The 17212-nt window shown below is 45.7% G+C and carries 17 protein-coding genes; 11 read left to right on the forward strand and 6 right to left on the reverse strand.

The genetic code is table 11. The features are described 5' to 3' along the window. Window positions 1-27 precede the first annotated feature (27 nt). Together ACEW9J_RS03370 and ACEW9J_RS03375 are read left to right on the forward strand one after the other, a co-directional pair. Window positions 28-318 (forward strand): BrnT family toxin, encoded by a 291-nt coding sequence (locus ACEW9J_RS03370; RefSeq protein ID WP_373543728.1) that lies wholly within the window; start codon window positions 28-30, stop codon window positions 316-318. After that, window positions 299-583: a BrnA antitoxin family protein gene (locus ACEW9J_RS03375; protein WP_373543745.1), complete on the forward strand. Its 285-nt coding sequence runs from the start codon at window positions 299-301 to the stop codon at window positions 581-583. The genes ACEW9J_RS03370 and ACEW9J_RS03375 overlap by 20 nt, the downstream gene beginning before the upstream one ends. A gap of 122 nt (window positions 584-705) precedes the next feature. Here ACEW9J_RS03375 and ACEW9J_RS03380 read toward each other — a convergent pair whose 3' ends face one another. Further along, a complete protein-coding gene (locus ACEW9J_RS03380) occupies window positions 706-1668 on the reverse strand; it encodes an orange carotenoid protein N-terminal domain-containing protein (RefSeq protein ID WP_373543729.1) in 963 nt (320 codons plus the stop codon). A 194-nt stretch (window positions 1669-1862) separates the two neighbouring features. Here ACEW9J_RS03380 and ACEW9J_RS03385 point away from each other — a divergent pair, with 194 nt between their 5' ends. The 5 genes from ACEW9J_RS03385 (at window position 1863) to ACEW9J_RS03405 (ending at window position 4400) form a co-directional block, all read left to right on the forward strand. Further along, window positions 1863-2099, forward strand: coding sequence for a hypothetical protein (locus ACEW9J_RS03385; RefSeq protein ID WP_373543730.1), 237 nt, complete (start codon window positions 1863-1865; stop codon window positions 2097-2099). Between the two features lie 415 nt (window positions 2100-2514). After that, entirely contained in the window at window positions 2515-2670 is a 156-nt protein-coding gene (locus ACEW9J_RS03390) for a hypothetical protein (RefSeq protein WP_373543731.1), read from the forward strand. Between the two features lie 135 nt (window positions 2671-2805). After that, window positions 2806-3156 (forward strand): 30S ribosomal protein S6, encoded by a 351-nt coding sequence (gene rpsF, locus ACEW9J_RS03395; RefSeq protein ID WP_373543732.1) that lies wholly within the window; start codon window positions 2806-2808, stop codon window positions 3154-3156. A gap of 279 nt (window positions 3157-3435) precedes the next feature. Beyond that, a complete protein-coding gene (locus ACEW9J_RS03400) occupies window positions 3436-3897 on the forward strand; it encodes a DUF4168 domain-containing protein (protein ID WP_373543733.1) in 462 nt (153 codons plus the stop codon). A 332-nt stretch (window positions 3898-4229) separates the two neighbouring features. Next, window positions 4230-4400, forward strand: coding sequence for a hypothetical protein (locus ACEW9J_RS03405; protein WP_373543734.1), 171 nt, complete (start codon window positions 4230-4232; stop codon window positions 4398-4400). A gap of 292 nt (window positions 4401-4692) precedes the next feature. On the opposite strand, the gene ACEW9J_RS03410 is transcribed toward ACEW9J_RS03405, so the two are convergent. The 4 genes from ACEW9J_RS03410 to ACEW9J_RS03425 all read right to left on the reverse strand — a co-directional run bounded on the left by ACEW9J_RS03410 (window position 4693) and on the right by ACEW9J_RS03425 (window position 10603). Beyond that, complete coding sequence (locus tag ACEW9J_RS03410) at window positions 4693-6012, reverse strand: YcjF family protein (RefSeq protein WP_373543746.1); 1320 nt, start codon at window positions 6010-6012, stop codon at window positions 4693-4695. Between the two features lie 149 nt (window positions 6013-6161). Continuing rightward, window positions 6162-9557 (reverse strand): transcription-repair coupling factor, encoded by a 3396-nt coding sequence (gene mfd / locus ACEW9J_RS03415; RefSeq protein WP_373543747.1) that lies wholly within the window; start codon window positions 9555-9557, stop codon window positions 6162-6164. Window positions 9558-9806: 249 nt separating this feature from the next. Further along, on the reverse strand, window positions 9807-10175 hold the full coding sequence (locus ACEW9J_RS03420) for a TMEM165/GDT1 family protein (protein WP_373543735.1): 369 nt from the start codon (window positions 10173-10175) through the stop codon (window positions 9807-9809). A 71-nt stretch (window positions 10176-10246) separates the two neighbouring features. Further along, window positions 10247-10603, reverse strand: coding sequence for a YkgJ family cysteine cluster protein (locus tag ACEW9J_RS03425; protein WP_373543736.1), 357 nt, complete (start codon window positions 10601-10603; stop codon window positions 10247-10249). A 286-nt stretch (window positions 10604-10889) separates the two neighbouring features. Here ACEW9J_RS03425 and psb30 point away from each other — a divergent pair, with 286 nt between their 5' ends. Beyond that, entirely contained in the window at window positions 10890-11030 is a 141-nt protein-coding gene (gene psb30, locus ACEW9J_RS03430; protein ID WP_373541427.1) for a photosystem II reaction center protein Ycf12/Psb30, read from the forward strand. 41 nt (window positions 11031-11071) lie between these two features. On the opposite strand, the gene dusB is transcribed toward psb30, so the two are convergent. Next, window positions 11072-12061 (reverse strand): tRNA dihydrouridine synthase DusB, encoded by a 990-nt coding sequence (gene dusB, locus ACEW9J_RS03435; RefSeq protein ID WP_373543737.1) that lies wholly within the window; start codon window positions 12059-12061, stop codon window positions 11072-11074. Between the two features lie 163 nt (window positions 12062-12224). On the opposite strand from dusB, the gene ACEW9J_RS03440 reads away from it, so the two are divergent. The 3 genes from ACEW9J_RS03440 (at window position 12225) to ACEW9J_RS03450 (ending at window position 16776) form a co-directional block, all read left to right on the forward strand. Further along, window positions 12225-13625 (forward strand): CmpA/NrtA family ABC transporter substrate-binding protein, encoded by a 1401-nt coding sequence (locus ACEW9J_RS03440; protein WP_373543738.1) that lies wholly within the window; start codon window positions 12225-12227, stop codon window positions 13623-13625. A gap of 144 nt (window positions 13626-13769) precedes the next feature. Further along, a complete protein-coding gene (locus ACEW9J_RS03445; protein WP_373543739.1) occupies window positions 13770-14318 on the forward strand; it encodes a glutathione S-transferase family protein in 549 nt (182 codons plus the stop codon). Between the two features lie 175 nt (window positions 14319-14493). Beyond that, window positions 14494-16776 carry a CHASE2 domain-containing protein gene (locus tag ACEW9J_RS03450; RefSeq protein WP_373543740.1) on the forward strand — a complete coding sequence of 761 codons (2283 nt, stop codon included), beginning with the start codon at window positions 14494-14496 and terminating at the stop codon, window positions 16774-16776. Window positions 16777-17212 lie beyond the last annotated feature (436 nt).

Raw genomic sequence — 17212 nt, forward strand, 5'->3', positions numbered from 1 at the left:
TAGCTACATTAAGGTCTGGAGCTAAAATTGCAGTGGACATGGGACGAGCGAAAAAATCAGGTAAATAAGCGCAAGCATGGCTTGAGTTTTGAAACAGCTCAATATGTTTTTGCCGATCCTTTAGCTGTGAGCCTTCCCGACCCATATCCAAATGAGGAACGTTGGCAAACTATTGGTCTAGTTGGTCAATTAACTATATTTGTAGTACATACTTGGTCAGAGTTCGATCCGGTAACGGGTGACGAAACAGGAAGAATTATTAGCGCACGGAGGGCAACAGTCCATGAACGAAGATCGTATGAACACGAGACATTCTAATCGAGTGCCGCCAGAGATACAGGCTGAAATTGATGCTTTAGCAGCTTTGCCGGAAAACCAGATCGATACAGATGATATTCCTGAAGTGCGTGATTGGAGTAGTGCCAAGCGGGGGCTGTTTTATCGCCCTGTCAAACAGCAGATTACGCTGCGCCTGGATGCCGATCTCGTAGACTGGTTTAAAAATCATCACTCGCAAGATGAGGGTTATCAAACCAGTATCAACCGCGCTTTGCGCGAATATGTTGTACAACATCAGACCTGAGCATTGCCGTTAATCGAGCAGTTAAACTGAATGAGATTGACACAACATTAATAGGGATGGATGAATAAATATTCATCCATCCCTATTTAGTAGCTAGCAACCGATCGCTAATTATGACAAAATTAAACGCGACGTAAATTGAGTAGCTCTTTAGGAGAAGCTAAAAGATCGATCGCGACGAAGAAGATTTTACCTTGAGGATCGAGCAAGAACCGCCAAGCGATGTTCATACCTACACTGGCACCAAACCAAGGAGTTTGGACTTTGCCCGTGACTTTGACTTGGGTATAGCCATCCTCGATCGGTTCGACCACACCACGTTCTGGTAACATTTTTAAGCCCACACATTCTTCACGCATATAGGTGAGGATTGCCGCAGGACCGATAACTGGAGACTGGAACGGAGGTTGTAGCGCACCTTCTTCGACAAACAAACTAGATGCCGCCATGAAGTCAAAGGCATTCATGTTGTCGATGTAGCTCAACACAGTATAGTTGTCTACACCTTCGATCGCAGCGCGCGATCGATCTGCAAAGGCGCGTGGTGTGACTAATGGTGCTTCGCGTTTGTCATAGTCTTGACCGCGTGCTGGATCGAAACCCATGTTGACTACTGTATTCCGCAATACCGTGATCTGTTGACCTGCATCAAGTTGTTTGATGGTTTCGAGTAGAGCGTTTGCTTCTGACGAAGCAATATAGCCAGCGGGAATTGGTGCTACCAAACCCTGTTTCATCATTTGTCCCAGCTCATACCAGAACCCCAGCTTGGTATTCATTCGATATGCCGTAAAAGTCCGGCAAATAGGCGTATCAGTGTGCATTGCCAGGTCAGTCATCACTTGAGTCTGATCCATAGGCTGCATCGCCTTAATTTGGTCGAGTAGGGGCTGTGCTAGTGCCATGCTCGCCGAACCTGTCGCAGCAGGAGTGATCGTGATGCCCATTTCAGTGTAAGCGTACCAAAGCAAAGCTAATTGATCTTCGACGCTGAGTTGGTCGAATGCAGCGGTAACGGCAGGAACTGCATCAGCAATCAAGGTGTTGGCAAAGATTGACTGAGCAGACTTGAGTGAAATAGACATAAATATTATGACCCCTTAGAGGATAAATGGATATTTGTCAGGTTTTGTTTATAAAACTTTACTGCATAGCTATAATACCAGAATAGAGCCTACCCAAACAGCAAGTTATCTGAGTAACGATCGCTTGGTCGCCAAAAATATCCAGTATTTTTGAGGCTAGACAGGTTAAATCTGTTGCAAAGGAAACTCGATTAATGACTCCTAGATTTCTAGAGCTAATAAATAGTTTACCGCTACAGGTAGCCATCACGATCGCAAAAGCGGCAGCGTTGCTGATGCGAGGTTCGATTTCCCTTTTTGTGCAACTCCCCGTCCCCCAGTCACCCCGTCTTTCATACCCATCAGCAACGCCGATTAGCTGTTATCATTTTGACGATCGCCGCGAACATCATCAGTCTGCTCACCTTTTGTGGTGGCAGTTGGATCGATAACTATAGCAATCGCTCACGAGCGGTTAAGACATGCAAAAATCCTTCAACCCAGATCCCCGACTTCTCTAAGAAGTCGGGAATCTGTCCACAACGATAACATCGATCGGTCAAATCTTCTTAACCATTTCTTAATAAACACAAGTATAATGGCAAAGGATCGAAATGAAAAAAGATAATCTTAATTCTACCGATTTAAATAAGTGAGCCAGCGGAGATCGCAACTTAATTCATCGCGCTATCGTCCTCAACTAGTAGCAGTACTCTACCGATTCTTTACGTCAGGCTGAGTGAGCATAGCACAAAATAATCGACTTAAAAGTGCTGGAAAACACCGCAGATCTGCCGTAGTAAGTAGCAGAATTACAAATATCTGGTAATTCACAAACAACTTCAACAGCCTTGAGCTGAATGAACCATGTTCGATCTTATCTCAGCACCTGCCATAGTCCGTACTATCTCTAGTGCTTATCTCCTCTCCACCTGTTTGCTGCTGAGTTTTACTACCTGTGGTTGGTGGATTGTCTCTCATCTCGAACACCAAGATAGTCACTTCACAAAATGGTTTAGCTAAACTTTGGATCTGGGCTGGTAATTCAGAGCTTAGTAGTTTCACAATCGCCCCAATTACTGATAAGATAGTGAATCCTTGCTTTTGCTGTTACGGAAGTGAACTAAGCCGAGGCCAATATGTCCATAAGGAGAATCTGTGAACGATAAATACGAAATCATGTACATCCTGCGTCCTGACTTGTCGGACGAACAGGCAAGCGAATCGATCGAGAAGTATCGGACTATCATCGAAACAAATGGTGCTACCGATATTGAAATCCAACAACGCGGTAAACGTCGTCTTGCTTATCTAATTGGCAAGAACCGTGACGGAATCTACGTTCAGGTAAATTATACTGGTTCTGGCAAGGAAATCGCGCCGCTAGAAAGAGCAATGCGTCTGAGTGAAGATGTCATCCGCTACCTAAGTCTCAAACTCGATCCTCCCAAGAAAGCAGCTAAAGCTGCTGCAGCTGCACTTGCACTTGCCGAAAGCGAACAAGTATAGTCTTTATTTTTACTAAAACTGGCAACAATAGCTCGCACTAGCGGGCTGTTGTTCTATCTGGCGAATCGTTGACACAGCCTGCACCTAAGCACAATTGCGATATTGAAGTAGATTAGGTCGAGGCTAGGCATTGTAACACAAATTAAGATCGGCTAATATCTATCAACAGGTAGATGGGAGGTCTCGATCGAGATATTCAGGAACTTATCAACTGTCAAACACTTCAAATATAGTGTAACTAGAACCAAAATTTGCTCGATTGGTTTCACACTTGGTGATATGACAACTCCACACACTCAAAGTAACTTTTATCGTTTATCTCGCCCCCTATTATTGGGCATCATGACTGGTTTATTTGGTATTCTAAGTGGAATTGTCCCCGATGTCGCTGCCGCCAAGCCCAGTGTTTTGATGAGGGTGGCGCAAGCGGAAGAATTTAGCGATCCCGATCTCCGTAATTACGCTGCTGCGTTGATGCAAATAGAACCAATTCGTCAATCAGCACTGGCTCAAGTGAGCCGCGCCAATGGTGGCGGAACATTACCCAATTTAGTTTGCAATCAGCCCAATACGATGGAGGGGTTGAATAGCGAAGCAAAATCTCTATTTGTCAAGTACTGCAATCAATGTGAGACAATCGCGGCTGGTAGAGGGGTGAGTATCGACAGGTTCAATCAAATTACTCAAGCTGTACGATCCAATCCTCAAGTGCAAAATCGGGTACGCAGCTTTATGTATTAGCTGACGATCGAGCGAATATGGGTGACAATATCATCACAACTGTCATCTATTGAGCCTAGTAACAGATCGCCAACAATTATTAAAATTATTATAGCTACTCCCTTCCCAGCGTCAAATTAGACATCTAGTGCAGGGGTAAATGGTGAATAGTGAATGGTGGATGGCGAAAAGGTGCTTCACTTGGGCAAAGCCCAAGTGAAGCCAATACGGTTAGGTTAGCTAGCGACTGAAGTCGCTGCTAGTGATGCAAAGTCCGCCTACGCGGACTAATACAGCGGTTTGCAAGCATTTGGGGGACACTTTAAATATTGAACCTAATCTCTAAAAAAGCTTTGAAGAATAGCTGTCCCGCACCAACCTGCAAACCGCTGTATACGATCGATGATTTATTAACCGAACCGTATTGGGAGTTACCGCACAATTTTGACCGTTCGATCGGGATCGGAGATCGAGACTACAATCATAAAATTATTGCTACTTATTCTCAAAAAGTATTGACATAGATTCTCAATATCTGTATAGTAATTGATATCACTCAAATTCACTGGTAACAAGCATCCAGTCATCGCAGAAGATCCACTAAGCGATCGTTGATGACTGGAGCGCAAATGTTACATTCAGCCTTCGGGCTGGATGAGGATTGTAACTAGTCATTGGTTTGGTGTTCTCCTCTCTAAAAATTAAGGATCGGCAGGTCGGATCGATGAGCATATTCTCATCGTCCGATTTTTTTGAGCTTATTAAGAATTATTATTAATAGCTTTAAATTAGCCGATCCCATCGGAGCAACTAACGTTATCTAAATTGCTCTTTTGCACTAGTAAAAGCCTCCGCCATCACCGCTTGAATTTGTTGCGGATCGGGGTGTTTGCCACCCATCAGATCGCCAAAATAAACACAAGCACTTTCGCCTAATGCCAAAGTGTATGCAGCCGCCCAGGAAGCAGAGATGACGCTGCCAAAGCCAGGGATAAACTTAATTAACTGTCGTGCCACTAATTGAGCGACAAAACCACCCGCGATCGCACTAACTACTCCCCCAGCTTGCGATCGAGTCAATGTTTGCCCATATAATTTGCCAAGTAGTCCGACCATCGAGACTTGAATGGCAGTCAGCACGGGCAGATCGGCAAAGGGGAGAGGAATGGCTGCGACAGTTCCCGCCGCGATCGAGAAGGGTAAAATATAGCGACGGGCGACATCACGGTAGATGTTGCCGAGTTTATCGCCTTGTTCGTCATGAGCGGATGTCCCAGCACCAAGCAATTGAGACATGGCTCTAGCTTCGGCTTCAGGCAGCAGATCTGCAAGGTTTTCGCGCATCGTCTCCAAGCCATAAAATTCGGACGTGTAGCCATCTTCTGGCAAAGTGAAGTCAATTGTCACTGCTCGCTCGAATAGCCCTGCAAATGCCTGCTGGATGGCTGAGAAGGCTCGATCCACTGACTCTATGCTAGTAGGGTGTTCGGGATGGTCGGATTGAGTGACTGGATAAACTTCGTGTAGACAGGTAACTGCGAGTAGACAGGGAATCTGCGGATATTTTCGACGTAATTCTGTGGCGATTTGGCGGAGCGTATCGATCGCAAAGTCATTAATTTTGACGGTGAAAATGATAATGCGGGGGCGAGTAGTTTCGGCTTCGAGATCGCCGATTAGTTCTTGAATCAGGCTCTGGGTATCGCGATCGATATCACCCAAGCCGACTGTATCTGTGAATACCAATAATGGCAGTTCGCTCGAAGGATAATTGTAGCGGGTGGTGGATTGGGTATGGGGGCGAAATCCCTGTCCGACAATTTCGGCTGATACTCCCGTCAATCCCCGCACGATCGAACTTTTACCAGCCTGGGGTTTGCCGATGAGTAAGGCTTCGGTGGTGGGTAATTGCGATCGCACGCTGGCTAAAATCTCCGCGATCTGAGCGTCATCCACACTAAACCACTTCCCGACTGTTTGCGCTGCCTTATCTACAGGTAAAACTTGCATCGCTCGTGATGTAGCCGCGTCCCACCCTTCTTTGAGGCGATCCGTCCAGATATTTAGGGCTGACTTTTTTTCGGATCGATCGCTCGATGCTGGAGAAGTCGGTGGAGATTTTGGTTGTGGCACGATCGTTAGGGAATGATGGCACTAATAACTACTTCAATTATCCGCCTGTCGATCGTTCCTGGTGGCGTGTTATTACGGTAGTATTTACCGTCGATCTCGATCGATAGACCTGGACTACAGATTAAATTTATTATATGTACATCATCAGATCGCTAAGTGCTGGAGCTACTCGCCATCAACACCCCTTGCATTTTATTTAAAGTATTGATAAGGGTTTCTACCTGCTCGTTGGGACGCAATACACCTAAACCTCTGGCTGTGACTTTACCAGTACTATAGACATAACGCGATCGACTGCTATCGGTGAGGTATTCGGCGAGTAAATTCCAGGCTGGTTCCGCCATTGGGGTTTCTAAAATAACGTGTTGTTTGCCATCGGGACGAATCCGACTAAAGCCGAGTTGTTTGGCAATTTGTTTGAGTTCGACGATGCGGAATAATTGCGCGGCTGGCTTGGGAATTTCACCATAGCGATCGTGCCATTCGGCGGCAATATTCGTAAGTTCTTGTTTCGTATCGGCTGCGGCTACCGATCGATAGGCACTCATTTTTTGCTCTAGATCGGAGATATAATCAGCGGGAATCATCGCGGTAACTTTGAGATCGATTTGGGTATCATCTACTTGTGGAATTTCCTGTCCGCGAATCTCTTTAATTGCTTCTTGGAGCATTTCCATGTACAAGTCAAACCCGATGACATCCATCTGTCCCGATTGTTCTGCACCTAGCAAATTCCCGACTCCCCGAATCTCCATATCGCGAGTAGCTAGTTGATAACCAGAACCCAACTGAGTGAACTCCTGAATCGCTTTTAACCGCTGTCTAGCTGTCTCGGTTAGTGTTGTTTCCTTCGGAAAAAATAACCAGGCATGAGCTTGAATTCCCGCACGTCCGACGCGTCCCCGTAGTTGATATAGTTGAGACAATCCAAACCGATGAGCATCTTCAACTAAGATGGTATTAACGCGGGGGATGTCTAAACCCGACTCAATAATCGTGGTGCATACTAGTAAGTCTGCATCGCCATTACTGAATGTCAACATCGTTGATTCTAGTTCTGATTCATCCATTTGTCCGTGAGCGATCGCAATCCGACAAGATGGGATTACCTCATGAATTTTGGCAGCCGTTTCTTCAATTCCTTCAATTCTGGGGACTACATAAAATATCTGTCCGCCGCGATCGAGTTCTTGCCGTATTGCTGTCTCGACAGCTTCTATTTTGTATGGTGACAAATGAGTATCGATCGGGCGACGTGATGGTGGCGGCGTGGTAATTAGGCTCATTTCTCGGACACCAGACAACGACATATATAGAGTACGCGGGATCGGAGTCGCCGAGAGAGTCAGTACGTCAATTTGACTTTTGAGAGTCTTAATCTTCTCCTTTTGATTTACTCCAAAGCGTTGTTCCTCATCGATAACTAATAAACCTAAATCCTTAAACTTTAATTCTTTACTCAGTAGTTGATGAGTACCGATAACTATATCTAGTTCGCCAGTTTTGAGACGCGCCAGGATATCTTTACGCTCCTCGGCTGTCCGAAACCGATTGAGCAATCCAACGTTAATCGGATAGGGTGCAAATCGCTCTTTGAGAGTGTGATAATGTTGCTGAGTTAAAATCGTCGTCGGAGCGAGAAATATTACCTGTTTATTTGCAGTGACAGCTTTAAATATCGCTCTAATTGCTACTTCAGTTTTACCGAATCCGACATCGCCACAGACTAATCGATCCATCGGTCGATCGCTTTCCATATCTCGCTTGACATCTTGAGTTGATTTCAATTGATCGGGCGTTGGTTGATAGCGAAATGAGTCTTCTAATTCCTGTTGCCAAGGCGCATCAGGCGGAAAACTAAAGCCCTCTTTTTGCGATCGCTCGGCATACAATTTCAGCAAGTCAAATGCCAATTTCTTAATCGATTTCTTAACTTTTGCCTTCGTTTTTTCCCAAGCTTGCCCAGATAATTTATTTAATTCTGGTTTTGCGCCCGCAGCTTGACGGAACCGCGACAATACACCTACCTGATCTGCTGCTACTTTGAGCGAACCATCAGCATATTGAATCGTTAAATAGTCGCGAATAATGTCATCAGTCTGAATACTCTCAAATTTAATAAATCTTCCCAGTCCATGATTGCGGTGAACCACATAATCACCTGGACGCAATTTATTAGGATCGACTTGTTTTGATACAGCCTGACGACGTTTGCGAGTATACCCAAAGCTAGCTAAAGATTGCTGTCCAAAAAACTCGCGATCGGTAACTAATACCATCCTAAATGTGGGCAGAATAAATCCTTCTAATTCAGCTATCCCAGAGTATTTGATCGCAACAGTTGTATGCTGAATCTGTAATTTGTCGATCGCTGGGAAGTCGCGGGGATTTGGGACAAATTGCGCGGGACAATCGTGTTCTTGTAATAGTGATGCCGATCGCGATGGTTGCGCGGATACCAGCCAACTCGAATAACTTTGCTTGTGATAGCCGCGTAAAGTATCGGCAATTTTAGCAAATTGATGGGGGATAGTGGGAATCGATCGACAGGCTAAATTTAAACCCTCACCACTAACCGCTAATTCATCCAATCGCAGATAGGCAAACCTGTCGCGAATTTTAGTCATACTAGCATCAAACTGTTGATGCCGAATTGGAGTACCTGCGGGTAATGTTTCCCATTCCTCCTGCATATACTCCCACCAGCGATCGTTGTGAGCTTGAGCACGATCGAATTCATCGACGACTACCAAACAATTATCTGGTAAATAATCTATCAGTGAATAGCGGGCTTGTGAATTATCTTCACCAAATATCGTCCCAAAATTTACTGGCGTGAGAGTTAAATTCTCAACTTTATCTAAAGAACGTTGAGTACTCGGATCGAATTCGCGCAATTTGTCCAACTCATCCCCAAACCATTCCAACCGCACCGGAAGCTCCGCCGCTACTGGGAAAATATCAATAATATCCCCCCGCCGACTCCATTGTCCCTCAACTTCCACCAGTGGGACGCGCTCGTAGCCTAGATATACCAACTGAGTACCGAGCTTCTCCACATCTCCCTCATCCCCTACCCGCAACGTCAAACATCGCTCATCAAACTCCGCTGGGGATGGTAAATGTGGCTGAAAGGCTAACGTGGTACAGACGATCGCCATGCGCCGATCTCCTCGTCCCTCAGTCTCCCCGTCTCCCTGTCTTGCTGAGAAAGATCGAATATCTGCCAACCCCTGCATCTGTCCCCAAATCATCTCAGATTCCAGGCTAGCATCCTTGTAGGGCGATGATTCTGTCGTGGGATAGAAATGTACCGTTTTCCAGTCCATCGCCTCCAATTGAGCCGCCCATCTACCACCCTCTTCCACTGTCGCCGTTACCACCACTAAATGTTGCTGCATTCCTTGTGCTAGGGCTGATGCGACTAAACCTTTGGGCAAGCGAGGCAATCCACTCAGATGCAGCATCCCCTGCTGTTGAAGCTTTGAGAGTAGTTCAGCCGCTAGCTGGGAACGTTCGAGGGTGCGAATCAGTGCAGAAAAAGCCATCGTTTCAGTCAGCAGTAGATAGTAAATAGCCTCGATCCTGACATGCTGCATCTCGATCGCTACAGATTTGTCAAGACGGGCTATGATTCACACCTTAGACGTTTTTAGCAGATTTTTAAAGGGGAATTTAGTCGTGTGCTAGTTTCAAATTAGATATCTAGGGTAGTGAGTGAATGGTGAATGGTGAATGGTGAATGGTGAATCGTCTATTGCTTGGGTAGGAAGGGATGAGATGGCAAGAATAAGATTTTAGAGTTGTACGACATCTCCTAGCAAGAGAATCGAAATTATCATCAGTAAAGCTCCAGCGGCTATATCTAGCGTTTTTGGTGACAATACCTTCGCCAGATAACGCCCTAATAATACCCCTACCAAACTAGTGGCGATCAGAGCCGTCCCCGAACCAATAAATACAATCCACGGTGATTGGGACTCAGCACTCAATAATAAAGTCGCTAGTTGCGTTTTATCACCCATTTCCGCGAGGAAGATGGTGATAAACGTCGAAAAGAACGTACTCCATACACTCGATTTTTGAAGACTTGTGGCAGATTCAGTAACAATAGTTTGAGCGGCGACATCGTGAGAAGAAGTTTCTGGAGTAAAAGGACTAGTCACTGGACAATCTGAACTTAGCTAAGTTTTCATATTCCTCTCATCTTCTCATACCAATCGCCAAAGGTCGAGACTTAGAGCAAAATTCCTAGCTCTGTGTCAAATCGAATCGCCTCTAGACTCCGATCTCCGTATACACCCTCGATCTGTTCGCGACAACAAGCGATCGCAAAATCATTCAAATCCTCTGGCTCGATCCCAAACATCGCCACGAATGTATCTTCTTGGACGCGACAGAAGGCGGGACGATCTTCATAAATCTGACAGGTACGGGTATCTCGATCGAGATTTACACACCAGCCATCTTCCCCCACCATGCTCAGATAGATGGCTATCTGCTCCGGTGGCAAGTACTCCTCCAAATCGGGTCGATCGCTCGGATCTAGGTTACAGCAAGCCCCACACTGCTTTATACACCGCCAAGTAGACATATTTTAGTCAGTCAATTAGTACTCATCCAGTCTATTAGGTATTTGCATAAGTAGAGTGGGCGATCGCAAATTTCATATGGCTAGATGGTGCGTTACGCTTCGCGATAACACACCCTACGCCTAGCTTGCTTGCTCGATTGTGCGTTACGCTTCGCGGTAACACACCCTACACCTGAAGCCATGTACTTTTGTAAACTAAATTAATCTAACCCGTCGAGACGCAGATAAAATTGGCTCGCCGATCCTGTTGGCTATATAATAAATTTAAGTTTGTTTGCGAGGATATATGGATTTTTTGAGCGGTATTATTGATAGTGTGCTCAGTATTAACTGGGAAGTAATCGCCCAACTGTCAATGGTGGCGATGATTGCGATTGCTGGCCCAGTTGTTGTATTTCTGCTTGCAGCCCTGCGCGGCAATTTATAATTGGTAGGTGGCTAGTTATTTGTGAATCCAGTCTCTAGCCGCTAAACCAATTGAGCTAATAGTTCTATTTGTCGATCGAGTAAGTCCACACCTGCGGCTACGTTCTTAATTTCCTGTAAATGCGTGCGTAATTCTGATGCACCTGAAAACCCTTTGGCGTACCAAGTCAAGTGTTTTCTAGCTTGCAAGATCCCACGTTCGCCTTTGTAGAGATACAAATTTTGTAAATGTTCCTTGGCACATTCTAATCTGTCGATCGAGCTTGGCGGTGGTAGCAGCTCTCCCGTTTTGAGAAAATGGTCGATCTCACCCACTAAAAATGGGTACCCCAGCGTCCCACGAGAACACATCACCCCATCGGCTCCAGTCTGCTGGAGACAAGCAACAGCAGACTCGACTGAAAAGATATCCCCATTGGCGATGACAGGAATCGAGAGTACTGCTTTGACGCGGCGAATCCAGTCCCAGTTGGCAGTCCCGTTATAGCCTTGAGCGCGAGTTCGTGCGTGAACTGTGAGCATTTGTGCGCCAGCATCCTGCATCCGCTGGGCAAAATCTAGGATATTAATTTCATCATCCGACCAACCAATTCGAGTTTTCACAGTTACAGGAATATTAACAGCATTTACTACTGCTGTGACGATCGCGACTGCGGTGTCAGGATCGCGGAGTAATGAGGAACCACCGCCATTTTTAGTAATTTTATTGACTGGACAACCCATATTGATATCGATCGTCTGTGCGCCTTGCTGCACAGCAATTTGAGCGGCTTCACCCAGGAAGTCAGGACGACAATCAAATAACTGAATGCTAATCGGGCGTTCGTTGGCATCGATATCCATGATGCGCGGTATCTCCTTGAGATGTCTCAAGCTTGATGCTTGTACCATCTCGGTATACATCATCGAATCGGGCGCATATCGCCGCACCAAGCGACGAAAAACTAGATCTGTAACTCCCGACAAGGGGGACTGAAAGACGCGGCTGTGAAGCTGGAGGGAGCCAATGGTAAGCGGGGTGGTGAAGTTCAATGGGACGAGGGGATGAGGGGACTGATTGCGTTACCTAAAGCCTAAAGCCTAAAGCCTAAAACCTAAAGCCTAAAACCTAAAGCCTAAAACCCAAAAAGTCACAGCATCCTGTAAAATTCAACATAACGAAGGTAATTATCAATTATCAATTATCAATTCTTGAATGAAGCGTCGCCAATTTCTACAATATAGTACTCTCACCGCAGCAGGTTTGACCTTTGCCGCTTGTACTAATCAAGGGAGTACTCATTTTACTCAGCCACCAGCGAACTTTGGGAAGTTGGAAAAAACCGATCTCCAGATTGGAATTGTTTCTAGTTTAGACTCTCTACCGTTGGTAGTTGCTAAAGAGAAAGGAATGTTCAAAAAGTATGGCTTGAATGTCACACTGGTAAAACAGCCGACTTGGGATCTAATCCAGCAGGAATTACACGGTGGTAAATTAGATGCCGCACAAACTCTATTTGCGATGCCACTCTGGGAATATTTTGGTAAAGACAAGTCGCCAGCGCAAGATGAAGACGCGGACAAGCCTCGCCGACGCAGAAATAGAACCAAAGATAAAGAGCCAATTAAAAATGGTGCTAATACAGTTGCTTTGATGGGGTTGAATATTAATGGTAATAGTATTAGTCTGAGTGAGGTTGCTTGGAAAACTGGGTTGCGATCGCGTCCAGCTTATAATAATTTGCCTGAGTTACAAGCAGGGTATAATAAGTTTTTTCGCGAACTCAAGCAACCGCCAGTATTTGCGATCGCTCATCCCGCCGCGATGGCAAATTATACGACTAGATATTGGCTGGGGACGATGGGGATTGATGCCGAGCGGGATTTAAAGTTTCAAGTTTTAGCTCCTGCTGAAATTACCGCTGGATTAGATAGTGGCAAGGTTATTGGCTATGCCACCGATGAACTATTTAATCAACAGCAGCTCGCCGAAAAAAAAGCGTTTACAGCTTCGATCGATCGAGATATTTGGCACGGACATCCTGAAAAAATTCTCGCTACCTTAGATACTTGGCTCAAGCAATATCCAATTACTGCCAGGGCAATGATGGCAGCAGTATTAGAAGCTTGTCAATACTGTGAAAACCCAGCAAATGTGGCGGCGATTTCACCACTGTTAGGTAAATCGGAGTATGCCGATGCCGGAAATAACAAAAATTGGCAAAAAATTCTGGCGGGTAGTTATAACTATGGTGGATTTGACAGTAAATCACAAGTGGTTAAAATTCCTGATTTTCAGATCTTTCACTTTCAATCGACGAAATATCTTCAACAACCCAATCATGCCAACTTTCTCTGGCACTCCCATGCTGCTTGGGTAGTTACACAGATGGTACGCTGGCGTCAACAGAAACTTACGAACTATCCCGCAGATGCTGGTGCGATAATTAAACAGCTATATCCTACCGAAGCTTATGCAGATATTGGTAAATCTTTTTGGTTGAGTATGCCTAAAGGACAACTTAAAATCGAACAACCAGAGATGTTTATCGATCGAGTTGCTTTCGATCCAAATAAAGCGATGGAATATCTCAAGGGCTTTGAGTTACGAGCGTGAATTAGGCTTTAGAATTTAGGTTTTAGGCTTTAGTTGTAGGGTGTGTTAGCGCAAGCGTAACGCACCATCGAGTAAGGTGGGCACTTCCCACCATCTTATGCATCAAGTTTATTTAATTCAATTCACTTATCGGAAATAATTAATATGATAAAACTATATGGCGGTGCTAGAAGTCGGGCTTCGATCGTGCGATGGTATTTAGAAGAATTGGGTGTAAATTATGAATTTATCCTACTGGATATGTCTACAGGCGAACACGATCGACCCGATTTTCTCAAGTTAAATCCCTTTGGTAAAGTTCCAACGATCGTCGATGAAGACTTTGTGCTGTATGAATCTGGAGCAATCTTGCTATATCTCGATCGCAAGTATAGTGGCAAAGAATTATCCATCGAAGAACAAGCAATTCTCACTCAGTGGACATTATTTGCTAATGCGACACTCGGCCCTAATATATTTGGAATAGAAAGTCGAGAGCGGGAGTTACCGAAATTAATGACGCCTCTAAATGAACTATTAAGCAAACATCAATATCTTTTGGGTGATGAATTTAGCGTTGCTGATGTGGCTGTCGGCTCGATTTTGATCTACATTCCCTTGATGCTCAAGCTAGATTTGTCAGCATATCCAGCCGTAGTCAATTATATTCAGGCACTATCGAACCGTCCAGCGTGCAAGGTGGGTATGGGATAGATGAGAGTTTCAAATTAGATATCTAGGGTAAGGGGTGAATGGTGAATGGTGGATAGCGATTCGATCTTGCAGTAGGATAATGATTTAAGGCATTGCGGATTCGAGGTATGATTTCCCTTTTGTGCATCAGAAATCCCCCAGTCACCCAGTCACTCAGTCCCCCCCATCAATATTCGTGGCGATCGAACTATCAGCGTGGAAAACTTTAATTAGGCGCAGACTACCGTGGCAAGTAGTGACGATTTTGGGTGTCAGTTTGGGGCTGACGGGACTAGTTTTAGGTACCAAAAGCTTGGGGTGGTGGGAGATGGGCGAACTAGCCGCTTACGACCAAAGTATGCGCCAGAAGACACCCCTACCGCCAGATCCTCGGTTACTGATCGTCGCCATTACTGAAGAAGATCTCAATCGCCAAAAGGTTTGGCCATTACCCGATCGCACGATTGCCAAGGTCATCCAAAAACTAACAGATGCTAAAGCTACAGTCATCGGCTTGGATGTGTTTCGCCCCGATCCTGTCGAGCCAGGACACGCAGAGTTGGCGAAAATCTGGGATAGCAACGATTTGATTGTTCCTGGCTGTCACCACCGCAATCTCAAAAACCCAGGCATTGCTGGGCCACCAGGGATTCCAGCAGCACAATTGGGGTTTGTAGATGTATCGCTCGATCGAGATAGTATCGTCCGCCGTGCCTTATTGTTTATGTCTCGCGATCCCAAATCGCCGTGTACTAGTGAAACTAGTTTAGCTCTCCAACTCGCCCAAGAATACCTCTTGCGGCGACATCAAATTAAAGGTAGATTTGACTCGAATCAACAGTTTCATATCGCCTCAGCCCATTTTAGCCCGATCTCTGGGACTGATGGGGGCTATCAAGATGCCGAACTTGGTGGCTACCATATTTTGCTCGACTATCGTTCGCGGAATAATGTCGCACCGATTGTGACGGTTTCGGATCTGTTGAACGATCGAGTCGATCCTAAATCGATCGCGGGTCGGATCGTCGCGATCGGTTCTACGGCTAGTTCCCTCAAGGATGAATTTCTGACTCCCTATAGTGCGGGAAAAGCCGAAGATGCAACGATGCCAGGGGTGATGGTACACACTCAGATTATCAGTCAGATTCTCAGTGCAGTGCTAGATGGACAGCCGCTATGGTGGGTTATTCCCGACTGGCTCGAAGGAGTCTGGATCGGTGGGTGGTGTCTGACTGGGAGTCTAATTGCCTGGTACGTTCGCCATCCGGTGCGATTATTTGTGGCGGCTAGCGGTGCTGCAACTTTGCTGGTGGGGGGATTTGCGGTCGCGATCTTGCATACTGGCTGGATTCCCGTAGTGAGTCCACTGGTGGGGTTAATTGTAAGTAGTATTGGGATGTTGGGTTTGACTAGTTACCAAACCCAGCAGCGACAGCGAGAGATGGAAAGTCTGGTAAGCGATCGAGAACAAGCAATTGCCGAACTCAAACTGTTGCTAAGTCAGACATTACCACTAGCGACATCGCCGCCAACCGCATTGCCGCTGACACAATTACCAGCAACGACAATGGCTAGTAACACCTTAAATCCAAATCTCACGGTGCCCTCCCAGCCAAATGTCACTGTCAAACAAGCGCAAACGCCTGCATCAGAGCGAGTCACGGGTGCGATGCCACCCAATTATCTATTAGACGGACGTTACCAAGCCGAATATACGCTCGGTGCTGGTGGTTTTGGGGTGACTTATCTCGCCCGCGATACCAAGCTTCCAGGTAAACCTCAGTGTGTTATCAAGCAACTAGTACCAGCCAGACGCGATCCAAATTTTGTCAATTTGGCACGGCGGTTATTTAATACAGAGGCAGAGATTCTTGCTAAGTTGGGACATCACCCCCAAATCCCGCATTTACTAGCTTATTTCGAGCATCAGCAGGAGTTTTATCTAGTTCAGGAATTTATTGACGGTACGCCACTAGATCGGGAGCTAGAGGTAGCCACCGTCCCCTGGAGTGAAGCCCAAGTTTTGGACTTATTACGCCAGTTGTTACCAGTTTTGGGTTTTATCCACACTCAGCGGGTGATTCACCGCGATCTCAAGCCAGGTAATATTATTCGAGATCGCCATCACAATAAACTAGTATTGATTGATTTTGGCGCGGTGAAAGAGATTCAGCCGCAAGTTGCCGATGAAGGTAGTCTGACGATCTCGATCGGTACTCGTGGCTATACACCGCCAGAACAGTATGCTGGTCAGCCTAACTATACCAGCGATATTTATGCTTTAGGCTCGATCGCGATCCAGGCTTTGACTAATACTCATCCCCGTTATCTACCTGTAGATGAGAGTACGGGTAATCTACTCTGGCAAGATCTGGTTACTGTCTCTCCCTCGCTCGTCCGAGTCTTGACTAAAATGGTTGCCTACCATTTCAACGATCGCTATCAGTCGGCGACTGCGGCACTGATCGATCTACCCTAACTTAACATGAGTTCGGGATAAGAGGTGCCTAGAGACTAAAGTCTCTGCTTGTGGTGCAAAGTCCGCCTACGCGGACTAACAAACTCAGTCGGCGTAGGCGGACTTTGCATTATAAGCCACGATTTCAATCGTAGGCGGGTTGAGAACGGAGCAAATATCCTTAACCTGAACTCAGGTTATTTAACGTGAGTTTGGGTTAAGGATTTTCGCTCAATAGACCTCCTGCAAAAGTCCGATCGAGAGATATACAATAGATCCAAATTGAATCGATCGATCATGAGCTATAAACAAGTTGAAAATTTAAAGCCAACAGAGTTCAAACGGCTGTGTGGCGTAACTCCAGAAATATTTCTGGAGATGGTAAAAGTAATTGCGGCTGAAAAAGTTTTAGCAAAAAAGAGTGGAAGACCTAGTAAATTGAGCTTTGAAGACCAAG

It is taken from the genome of Chamaesiphon sp., from assembly GCF_041737865.1.
Classification (GTDB): Bacteria; Cyanobacteriota; Cyanobacteriia; order Cyanobacteriales; family Chamaesiphonaceae; genus Chamaesiphon.